7 protein-coding genes and 1 pseudogene are annotated in these 10,468 nt (G+C 67.8%); 5 read left to right on the top strand and 3 right to left on the bottom strand.

The window, feature by feature from the left end:
* Window positions 1–79 precede the first annotated feature (79 nt).
* Window positions 80–1,915 carry an asparagine synthase (glutamine-hydrolyzing) gene (gene asnB, locus AB0K14_RS26190; RefSeq protein ID WP_360462936.1) on the bottom strand — a complete coding sequence of 612 codons (1,836 nt, stop codon included), beginning with the start codon at window positions 1,913–1,915 and terminating at the stop codon, window positions 80–82.
* Between the two features lie 1,676 nt (window positions 1,916–3,591).
* Here asnB and AB0K14_RS26195 point away from each other — a divergent pair.
* Entirely contained in the window at window positions 3,592–4,695 is a 1,104-nt protein-coding gene (locus tag AB0K14_RS26195; protein ID WP_360462939.1) for a M60 family metallopeptidase, read from the top strand.
* A 263-nt stretch (window positions 4,696–4,958) separates the two neighbouring features.
* On the opposite strand, the gene AB0K14_RS26200 is transcribed toward AB0K14_RS26195, so the two are convergent.
* Complete coding sequence (locus tag AB0K14_RS26200; protein ID WP_360462941.1) at window positions 4,959–6,302, bottom strand: serine hydrolase domain-containing protein; 1,344 nt, start codon at window positions 6,300–6,302, stop codon at window positions 4,959–4,961.
* Window positions 6,303–6,458: 156 nt separating this feature from the next.
* Here AB0K14_RS26200 and AB0K14_RS26205 point away from each other — a divergent pair, with 156 nt between their 5' ends.
* The 3 genes from AB0K14_RS26205 to AB0K14_RS26215 all read left to right on the top strand — a co-directional run bounded on the left by AB0K14_RS26205 (window position 6,459) and on the right by AB0K14_RS26215 (window position 9,395).
* Window positions 6,459–7,157, top strand: a complete 699-nt coding sequence (locus AB0K14_RS26205) for a TetR/AcrR family transcriptional regulator (protein WP_360462944.1) — start codon at window positions 6,459–6,461, stop codon at window positions 7,155–7,157.
* A 375-nt stretch (window positions 7,158–7,532) separates the two neighbouring features.
* The gene (locus tag AB0K14_RS26210; protein ID WP_360462947.1) at window positions 7,533–8,366 is read left to right on the top strand and encodes a peptidoglycan DD-metalloendopeptidase family protein; all 834 of its coding nucleotides are present in this window, start codon (window positions 7,533–7,535) and stop codon (window positions 8,364–8,366) included.
* Window positions 8,367–8,375: 9 nt separating this feature from the next.
* Complete coding sequence (locus AB0K14_RS26215) at window positions 8,376–9,395, top strand: GH25 family lysozyme (protein WP_360462950.1); 1,020 nt, start codon at window positions 8,376–8,378, stop codon at window positions 9,393–9,395.
* Window positions 9,396–9,564: 169 nt separating this feature from the next.
* On the opposite strand, the pseudogene AB0K14_RS26220 reads toward AB0K14_RS26215, so the two are convergent.
* Window positions 9,565–9,725, bottom strand: a pseudogene (locus AB0K14_RS26220) (transposase); the annotation flags it as partial.
* A gap of 366 nt (window positions 9,726–10,091) precedes the next feature.
* On the opposite strand from AB0K14_RS26220, the gene AB0K14_RS26225 reads away from it, so the two are divergent.
* The gene (locus AB0K14_RS26225; protein ID WP_360462952.1) at window positions 10,092–10,283 is read left to right on the top strand and encodes an MbtH family NRPS accessory protein; all 192 of its coding nucleotides are present in this window, start codon (window positions 10,092–10,094) and stop codon (window positions 10,281–10,283) included.
* The last annotated feature ends 185 nt before the right edge of the window (window positions 10,284–10,468 follow it).

The following is a 10,468-nucleotide window of genomic DNA, read 5'->3' on the forward strand; positions in this document are numbered from 1 at the left end:
ACCGCACGCGCCGACGAAGCCGGCCGGGGGCTGTACTCCGAAGGGACAGCCCCCGGCCGGCTTCACGGGTCCTGGAACATCAGGAGAGTTTCAACTCAGGCCGGTAGAGGTCCAGCCACGTCGCGAGGTCGAGAGTGCGCTCCAGGCCGAGCCGGCTGAGCCTGCTCATCGCGGTCGGGTCCTCTCCGACCGCGCCCTGCAACCAGATCCGGTCCATCAGCTCGAACACGGCGTGGTCCCGGTCGACCAGCAGCTCCTTCGCCTGCTGCTGGAGCTCCCGCGCGTAGTGCGGATCCTGGGTGGACGGGTAGGGGCTCTTCGGCCGCCAGGCGACCGACTCCGGCAGCATGTCCTTGACGGCACCGCGCAGCAGGCTCTTCTCCCGGCCGTCGTAGGTCTTCATCGACCAGGGCGCGTTGTAGACGTACTCGACGAGCCGGTGGTCGCAGAACGGCACCCGCACCTCCAAGCCCACCGCCATGCTCATCCGGTCCTTGCGGTCGAGCAGGAACCGCAGGAACCGGGTCACGTGCAGGTGGATCATGACCCGCATCCGGTACTCGTCGTCGTCCTCGGAGTCCAACCGCTCGACCGCCGCGACGGCACCGTCGTACCTGTCCCGTCGGTACTCCTCCAGCTGCAACGCGGACAGGACCTCCGGCCGGACCCCGGTGCCGTCCTTGTCCAGCGGACCCACGCTGACCGCGATCCACGGGAACGCGCGGGCCTCGTTGGCCTGCGGTGTCCGCATGTGCCGGTACCCGCCGAAGATCTCGTCCGCCGCATCACCCGACAGGGCGACGGTCGACCGCTTGCGGATCTCCTTGAACAGCAGGTACAGCGACAGGTCCATGTCGCCGAGCGTCATCGGCGAGTCCCTCGCGGCGACCATGGCCCTGCGGACATCGGGATCGGCCAGGGTCTTCGGGTCGAGCACGATGTCGGTGTGCTCGGACCCGACGTGCGCCACGACGTCCTTGACGAAAGGCGTGTCGGCGGTGACGTGGAACTCGTTCGGCGTGAAGTTCTCGGCCTGGCCCATGAAGTCGACCGCGAACGTCCGCACCCGCTCCTCGCCGAGGTTGGCCGCGGCCAGTGTGGTCAGTGCGCCGGAATCCAGGCCGCCGGACAGCAGCACGCAACGCGGTACGTCGGCGACCAGCTGGTGGCGCACGCTGTCGTCGAGCAGTTCGCGGACGCGGTCGACAGTGGTGTCCACGTCGTCGGTGTGCGGACGCGTCTCCAGCCGCCAGTAGGTGCGCTCACGCACACCGTCGGCGTCGACGGTGACCACCGTGCCGGGCTCCACCTGGTCCATCCCGGACCAGAACGCCTCCCGCGGGCTGTAGGCGTACGACATCGCCTCCCGCAGCCCGTGCACGTCCACCACGGGCTTGACGATCGGGTTGGCCAGGATGGCCTTCGGCTCCGAGCCGAACAGCAGGCCATCGGGCGTGCGGTAGTAGTAGAACGGCTTGATCCCCATCCGGTCGCGGATCATCACCAGCTTCTGCTCCCGCGAATCCCAGATCGCGAACGCGTACATGCCGACCAGCCGCTCGGCCAGCGCGGCACCCCAGTGCAGGTACCCGCGCAGCACGACCTCGGTGTCACTCGCCGTCGTGAACCGTTCCCCTCGCTGGATCAGCTCGTTCCTCAGTTCGACGAAGTTGTAGACCTCACCGCTGAAGACCAATGACACCTCTCCGGCGGGCGTGTGCACCGACATCGGCTGCGTACCACCCGGGAGGTCGATCACGGCCAGCCGTCGGTGCCCGAGAACAGCGTGCCGCTGTACGTACGTTCCTGAAGCGTCCGGGCCTCGGCACGCCATCGTTCGCGTCATCAAGTGCAGTGTCTCGTGCTCGTGGCTCAAATCACGGTCGAACGAGACCCACCCGGTTATCCCACACATGTGACAGCCTCCTGAGAAGTTCAAACGGATTCTGTGTTCTTGCTTCCGCACCTGCGGGCCGCTTCCCCCGAACCCCCGGCTCATGTCATTGCCGCGGCAATGCGGCGACTCGTAGTCAAATCAGGATGGTGGTGGTTCGTGTCGGCGCACGCATGCCCGACATCTCGAAGGAATCGGTGGAATAGCGACCCTGTACGCCAACAGCGTCACCCGTCGCGCCCAAATCATCTGCCGGCTCATACACGCGTTGCCGACCGAGGCGAATCCGCAGGGCGACGTAACCGGGCAGCGCATTCCATGGCGACCAGCGGGTATCTGTTCTTCCGGGAACCGTCGGCGATCGGCCCGCTCCCGGCAGCGCCGCGCAAGTCGGACGGTCGTGCACGTCGGTGACCAGCCCAGATTCACCGACGGTGTGATAAGTGTCAAAGGCATCCGTGTGTTACATGCGCCCCCTTGCCCGGTCGGCCTCCGAGTCGACTCAAACCCCTGTATACCGTGCTCGTCGACGCCCGAACCCGTCCTGCGGGTAGTCCACGATCGCGGCACATGCGCGACAGCGGCGTCCGCACTCGCCGGTCCTGTCCGCACTGCACCTGTTGACGGCTTGCTCGCGACGCTGCCCCCCTCTCCGCGGCACAGGTACTCGGAGTGATTTGTCCAGTATTGACGGATCCTGTTGGCGAGCTCTTCTTCGTGGTTGCCCTATGGGTGTGTCGGGAAGGATCCGGATTCGGATGGCACGTACTCGTCCGCCGTAAATTCCAAATCAACGGGAAAACCGCACGCGAGCTCGGGTTTCTCGTCAGCCGCGCTGGCGAGACTCGATTCTGCTCAGCGCCGAGTAGCCTGTATGGGTGACAAATGGTGGCTTCAGCCACACTTCGTAATCACGGCCTGCACAGGCCGGCGACGGTGGGTCGACGAATACGGCGCAACGGTGACATCCGTTAGTTCAGGTGAGTTGTCTTTGCTCGAAATGGGTGACGGCGACTCGGACCTCGTCACGCTGGGGCCGTCGGCGGCTACGACGGAGCGGGCACTCCCGCAGCGCACTCGACCACAGCGTCGCCGATCACATCGACGCCGAGCTGGTCACCGACGCGATCGCGACCGCGGTGGCGAGGGCGGATCCAACTGGCCGTCGCAACACCCCTGATCGAGAGGTGGTTCTGCACGGCGGTTGCCGCCGGGTGCTGACCGACGAGGTGTCGGAGGCGACCGGTGTGTCGACTCCGGACGGTTGCCGGTGATTCCGCCACACCGGCGGGGTGAACCCGCGACTGTCCACAACGGTCTCCGTCGTCCAGCACCGCCGCTGCGGCCCGTATTCGGCGGATCGTCCGTCACCATTCGCTTGCACCGGCACGACTGCGCCAGCCTGGTAGTGGGTCTCGCGGTCACGTCGGGTGAACCCGGACCGGTCGTCCCGGTAGGAGGGTGAGACTGCTGCGGAACGCGATGAGTCCCTGACCTCGGGAAGGCGATTGCAGATGGGGGTATTCCACACGGCTTCGCGGTTGATCGGCGGACCGCTCCTGGCCGTGGCCGTCGTGTTGGTCGGCTTGGTGACGCCGGCTACCGCTCTGGCGTCACCGGCACCTGTTGCGGCAGGGCAGACGGTCGGTGTGGAGGTGCCGGGCGCTCCCGGTGTCGGACTGTCGAGGATCCTGACGTTGACTGCGCTGCCGTCGGCGGGCTCGGAGCGGGAACGGTTGCGCGCGGCGTTCCGGAGAGCCGACTTCCAGCCGATCGGCTTCTACCTCCCACCGCACCGGCCCCTCACCGTGCACAGCTACCCGTCCGGTGCTCGCGGCGGAAGTACGCTGGAGTTGATGGTCGGTGTCCCGGGCCTGGTGGAGCACGACACCCAGGAGGGGCCGGGGAAGGAACCGAGGACGTACCCGCTGAACACCGGTATCACCAGGATCACCGATCCTTTGGGCGGCGTCCTGTCGGTTCGGTATGTGGTGGACGGTGCCGGCGGCACACTTCCGAACTCGCGCGTGGTGGTCAAGCTCGGGGCGGCCGCGGAACCGATCCCCTTCTACACCACGGACAACGCCGACGAGAACCGGTGGCGCCGGACGCTTGACCAGACCACCTCGCCGTACGCGCAACTCGTGAGCGCGCGGACCATCGTGACCGCCAGGACCACGACCATCCGCTCGCACGTCCGGCAGTACCCCGGCGCTGTCCTGGACGCCTACGACGGCATCGTGGGGATCGAGGAGAGGATCAGCGGACTGGACGGCACATCGCCGACAGATCGACCGACACCACTGCGCCACTCGGTCGTGGAGGGCACGGCGGACAGCTCCCCGTACGCCTATGACGAGATCGTCAGCTTCCCGGCGGGTGACGACGCCCGGTTCTGGCTCACACCCGCCGGGCTCCCGCAGAGCTGGGGTGCCTGGCACGAGATCGGTCACCACCACCAGCAGGAAACCTGGGACTGGTCGGCGATCGAAGAGGTTTCGGTGAACCTGTACGCCCTCGCGGTGCACCAGCACCACAAGGGTTCGGAAGACAGTCACGGACACGCGACCGTTCAGGAGTGGGAGGGCGCGAAGGCGTTCCTCCACAAGGTCCGGACCGAGGACCTCGACTACAACCGACCCCTGGGTGAGGACGAGATCTACTGGTGCACCGTTGAGCGACTGGTCATGTTCGAGCAGCTTCGGGTGATCTTCGGCGAGTCGTTCTACCGCGAACTGCACAAGATCGGCCGAACGCGGGACGACGACGTGCCCGACATCGACAAGCAACGCTCTTCATGATCACCGCCAGTCGGTTGTCCGGGATGGACCTGACGGATTTCTTCGACAAGTGGGGGTAGCGCAGGCAACTTGACGCCGACGGCGGGCAGGCGCGCTGGGAGATCGCCGAGCTGGGGCTGCCCGCACCTGGTTCGGACCTGTCCCGAACCCCTGTCTACGGGGCGTCATCGTGATCCATCACCGCAGGCGGTGAACCCACGTGACGGTGATCGATTGGTGTGTGAGGCTCATCAGAGAAGCTGTCGCGACCACCTCGACCGCCGCTAGACGACCTTCGGGGCGGCCCGCATGCCGATGTAGCAGTAGTCGTGACCGTCGATCTCGGCGAACACCACGGGCATGAAGCCCTCGCTGAACGACGGGCCCGCGCCGTCGGCGGCCCACACCGTCGCGGAGATCGGCACCAGGTCGGCCTCGATCGGCGGCGCGAGGCCCGCCATGCCGTCGACGAACTCGTAGGTCAGGTGGGCGTCCCCGGTCACCGTGATCAGCACGCCTTCCCGCTTGTACGTGCCCGCGTACCTGCCGACCTCGACCGCGGGTGGCGTCGCGGCGGGCGCGAACGGCTCCGGCATCGTGACCCCGGCCAGCTCGTCGAGCAGCTCGCGGAACAGCGCCGCGTACAGCTGCCGGGCGCCGCCTCCGTTGGTGGTCAGCGCGATCGCCACGCCGGCGTCCGGGATCACGCGCAGGTACGCGTACTGCCCGACCGCGGCGCCGTCGTGGCCGTAGCCGGACCGACCGTCCCAGTCGTACAGCGTCCAGCCGAGGCCCCAGCCGTCGGCGCTGACCGTCCACTTGTCCGGGACGTCGACCGCGCGCTGCTGCATGGCCGCGACGGTCTCCGGCCGCAGCACGCCCGCGCCGCCGTCGAGGTGCATCCTGGCGAGCCGGACGACGTCGCCCGCGGAGGCGATGACGCGGGCACCCGGTCCGGCCGCGCGGGGGATCAGGTCCCACGCCGGTGCGGGCTCCGGGTAGGCGCCCGGCTCGCCGAGGTGGGACATCGCGGCCCGGAAGCTCAGCGCTTCCTCCGGCAGCGTCATCGAGTGGGTCAGGCCGAGCGGCTGGAACACCCGCTCCCGCAACGCCTGGTCCCAGGTCTGGCCGGTCAGCACCTCGACGATCCGGCCGAGCGTGACGTACCCGACGCCGCTGTAGGACACCGTGAGCCCGGGCGGGCAGTCCATCGCCACGCCCTTCGCGGCCTCGACGTAGTTGGCGAGGCAGTCGTCGCCTCGGCCGCCGTCGTGCATGAAGTCGCACGTCAGACCGCTGGTGTGGGTGAGCAGCTGGCGCGTGGTGATGGTCCGCGTGGCCTCCGGGTCGGCGGTGGCGAACTCGGGCAGGACGTCCACGACCGGCGCGTCCAGGTCGAGCTTGCCCTCCTCGACCAGGGTCATCACCAGGGTCGCGGTGTAGACCTTGGCGATGGAGCCGAGCAGGTAGACCGAGTCCGGGGTGGCCTCGACCCCCGTGCCCCGGTGCAGCACACCGCTGGCCAGTTCGTGGACCTCGCCGTTCACCAGGATGGCGAGCGAGGCGCCGGGTACATGGTAGGTGGCGCGGAGGTCGTCGAGGCGCTTCTGCCAGTGCGTGGTGTTCATGATGGCGTCCTTTGCCGTGTCGGGTGTTCGCGAATCTCAGAGGCTTGCGAGCGCAAGGCCGGCGTTCAGCCTGCGTACATCGTGCCCTCTTGCGAACACTGTACGCACGATGCGAACGATGGCGCAAGAGCGAACGCCGTGCGCTACGGTGGGCGCATGACGAGTGACATCCCGTCGGTGTGGGCGCGCCCGAGACGGGGCCGCGAACAGCCGGCGCTGAGCCGGGAGCAGATCGTCGCTGAGGCGGTGAAGCTGCTGGACAGTGACGGCCTGGAGGCGCTGAGCATGCGCAACCTGGGCAAACGGCTGGGCGCGGGCGCGACGTCGCTCTACCGGCACGTCGCGAGCAAGGAAGAGCTGATCGAGTTCGCCATCGACGAGGTCTACGGCGAGGTCGGCGAGTCCTCACCCGATGCCGAGTGGCGGGCAGGGCTGATCATCAGTGCCCGTTCGGTGCGGGAGATGATCAAGCGGCACCCGTGGGTCGCCGCGGTGCTCGGCCAGATCGGGCTGTCCTACCTGGGCCCCAACGTGATGCGGTTGAGCAACCACATGCTCGGCCTGTTGGAGAAGGCCGGGTTCTCGCCGGGTGCGGCGGAGAAGGCGTTGTCCGTGCTGCTCGCCTACGTCATCGGCGCCGGCGTCGGCGAGGCGGCGTGGCTGACGTCACTGGCCCGCAGCGGACTGACGGAAGAGGAGTGGACCGAACGCCTGAAGCCGGTGACCCTGGCCGCGGCGGCGCCGTACCCGCGCCTGGTGGCGGCGTTCACCGCGGCGCAGGAGAACTCCGACCAGGACACGTTCGACTACGGCCTGGAAGCGATGCTCGACGGCCTGGCCGCACGACGCCCGTGAGGTGACAGCCATGGCGCTGACACCGCGCTCGGCACGACCCCCGATGCAGGGCGGGGTTCGCCGAGGTGCGGCTGTGCGTCAGGGCGAGCTGCCGCCTTCAGTCGGGACGGCGCCTCGCGGGGGAGGGGGCAACAAATCTTTGGCGTTTGAGGATCTTCCTCGACGAAGTAGTGCGTTCTCGTGACGCAGCACGATCAGTTCGGTGTCCTTCGGCGACGACGACTTTCGAGCAGCACAGGTCGTGCGCGCGCATCGTAGTCGGGTGAACATGCTGCGCCACCCGCCAAGTGGCCGTCGGTCGAACACACCACGGCAGCGGTCCGCGTCGCCCCTACGTTCGGCATGACACACCCCTCGAAACGCGGGAGTCGTTCGATGACCAACGACAGGATCAGCAGACGGACGCTGTTACACGGAACGGTAGCGGCCGGTGTCGTCACCGCGGTCGGAGTGGGCGCGGGCTCGGCCCTCGCCGCCGTCCCGGGCTTCTACAACCCCTTCAACGGCTACACGATCACCGATACCTGGCAGGACCACCTCAACAGAGGCTCGTTCGGCGGCATCGACTACGGCATGTCCGTCGGCACGCGGCTACCCGCGTCGGGCGGCGGCGTCGTGACCACCATCCCGTACAACGACTCGGGTGGCCACACCGTCACCATCCAGCACGACAACGGCTACCGGACCCAGTACATGCACCTGTCGCAGTTCCTGCTGGCCGACGGCTCGCGGGTAGCCATGGGCGGGGTCGTCGGGCTGTCCGGCGGCGCGGCCGGAGCACCGGGATCGGGCTCGTCCACCGGCCCGCACCTGCACTGGCACATGATCAACCCGAGTGGCACGCGGATCGACCCGCTGATCTACCTCGGCGGGGGTGGCGGCACGGGCCTGCCGAAGACCACCACCGCGCAGGACGGCGTCCCCGGTCCGATCATGTGGAAGCGCGCACAGAACTGGCTGCGCATCGAGCACGGGTACACCGGCCCGATCGACGGTGCGCCGGGGGTGAACACCTACGCGGCGTTGCAGCGGGCCATGCGCGGGTACGGCTACACGGGTCCGATCGACGGCGTGCCGGGCGGGTACACGTGGTCGGCGGTGCAGCGACTGGCCGCGCAGTGGGGCTACACGGGTCCGGTCGACGGTGTGATGGGGCCCAACTCGTGGCGTGGCTTCGCCCGCTTCCTCAACCAGGACAAGTACGACTAAGGGGATGCGGTGCTTGTTCACGCACTGGTCGCGGCGGTTATCGCCGTCGCGACCCCCATACCGCCCGGCGTGGTCAGCGGCGTCGACGTCGCCACCTGGCAGGCCGGGATCGACTTCACCCGAGTCCGCGCCGACGGCCACGGGTTCGCGATCGTCAAGGCCGGTGGCTCGCAACTCGACGAAGGGCCCTATACGAGCCCGCACTACCGCACCCAGATCGCCGGGGCACGGGCCGCGGGGCTTCGGGTGGGCCACTACTGGGTGACCGGCGACTTCTCGACACCCGTGCACGCCGCCGACTACTTCGCCGACCACCTGCACGACTACCGGCGCGGCGATGTGCTCGCGCTGGACAACGAGGTGCTGGACGACTCGACCCGGCTGTGGAACGACACCGAGGTCGCAGCATTCTTCACCCGCGTGCACGACCGCGTCGGCGACCACGTGCCGTGGCTCTACATGGGCGCGGCCGACCTGCGGTCGGGGACGTGGTCGCGCACCATCGCCACCGGCACGAAGCTGTGGGTGGCCTCGTGGGGCGCGAACGACGGCTCCTATCCCGGCGAGCCGAACCTCGGCGGCGCGTACCCGACGTGGAGCGCGCACCAGTACACGTCCAACGGCTCGGTGGGCGGGATGCGGGTCGACCTCAACGTGGCGCGTCCCGGCGCGTTCGACGTGGTAACGCCGCCCGGCGGACAGCCGAAACTGCCGAAGACGTCGACCGAGCAGGACGGGATACCGGGCACGGTGTTCTGGCAGCGGGCCCAGAACTGGTTGTCGGTGGAATGGGGGTACACCGGCCCGATCGACGGCGCGCCCGGCGTCTACACGTACATGGCGTTGCAGCGGGCCATGCGCGCCTACGGCTACACGGGTCCGATCGACGGCGTGCCAGGACGCAACACGTGGTCCGCGGTGCAGCGGTTGGCCTCACAGTGGGGCTACACGGGTCCGATCGACGGCGTGATGGGGCCCAACTCGTGGCGCGGCTTCGCCCGCTTCCTCAACCAGGACAAGTACGACTGAAGCCGGAGTCCGATTCGCCCGATGCACCTCCACCGGCGTCGTGTGGGGAGCCCGAAGTCAGCCATGCGGTCTGACCTGCGCGTTGGGCAGTGTGCTCCAGTTCCTGGAACGAGGCGGTGACAGGCGACGAGCGCGAACCGAACGCCGCATCGTTTCGCGGCGGTCTCGATCAGCAGTAGTTCAAAATTGTGTTCCGTAGGAAGCTGACTGAGCAGGTCAGGCTGAGCATTGCGTGATGGATGTCGGCTCGGCGCTCGGTCGGACGCGAAGTCGTCGGAAGTCCTTGAGCTGGTCGAAGGTGCGTTCGACCAGCCAACGGACCTTGCCCAGGCGGCGCCGTGTCCGACGCCGCGTCGGGCTTTTACTGGCGATAGGTGAAATTCCGACGGGTATCTGTCTCTTCGGGAGGAGAATCGCTCGGATGTCGGGACGCTCGCGAAGGGTTCTCAATTAATTCGTCAGGCAGGCCGGATTGTCGTTCGCGTTCCAGTCGAGGTCGGACGCGTTGAGCGCCCTTTTGCCGCCACCTTTCGTCGTTCACGTGGAATCACCGCCCTCATCCGCTTGCCGTCCGCAGACGGGTTGACTCCGACTGTGCGGGTGGTGCACGCTCCGAAGTGCGGCACCTAACCCGGCCGCGTCGAGCGGGAACTTGACCGGGGTCGATCCGGGTAAGCGGGCCGCGAAGGGGGCGAAATGGGGGAACACGGGTATGGCGTCGTGCGCAACGACGCCGCGCAGTACTCGATCTGGCCTGCGGACCAGGATGTTCCGGTCGGTTGGGCCGATGTCGGCGTGACCGGACCCAAGGACGAGTGCCTGGCCTACATCGACCAGGTGTGGACCGACATGCGCCCGGCAGGCGTGTCGGCCCGGATGACCGGCTAGCACGGATGGCGGGGTAACGCGGACACGTTGTTTTGTTCCGGCTGGTCCGCGCCGGTTGTGAGACCTATTCGGTGTGCGTTCCTGGGGTTCTATTTCACGCGCACCTCCGACATTCCGCGGTGTGGACGGGGCTTGGGCGGCGCGCCCGCGCCCGGAGTCCGGCCGATCTTTTCCCGTGCGTCGAC

The sequence above is a fragment of the Actinosynnema sp. NPDC050801 genome, assembly GCF_040673975.1.
In the GTDB taxonomy this organism is placed as follows: domain Bacteria; phylum Actinomycetota; class Actinomycetes; order Mycobacteriales; family Pseudonocardiaceae; genus Actinosynnema.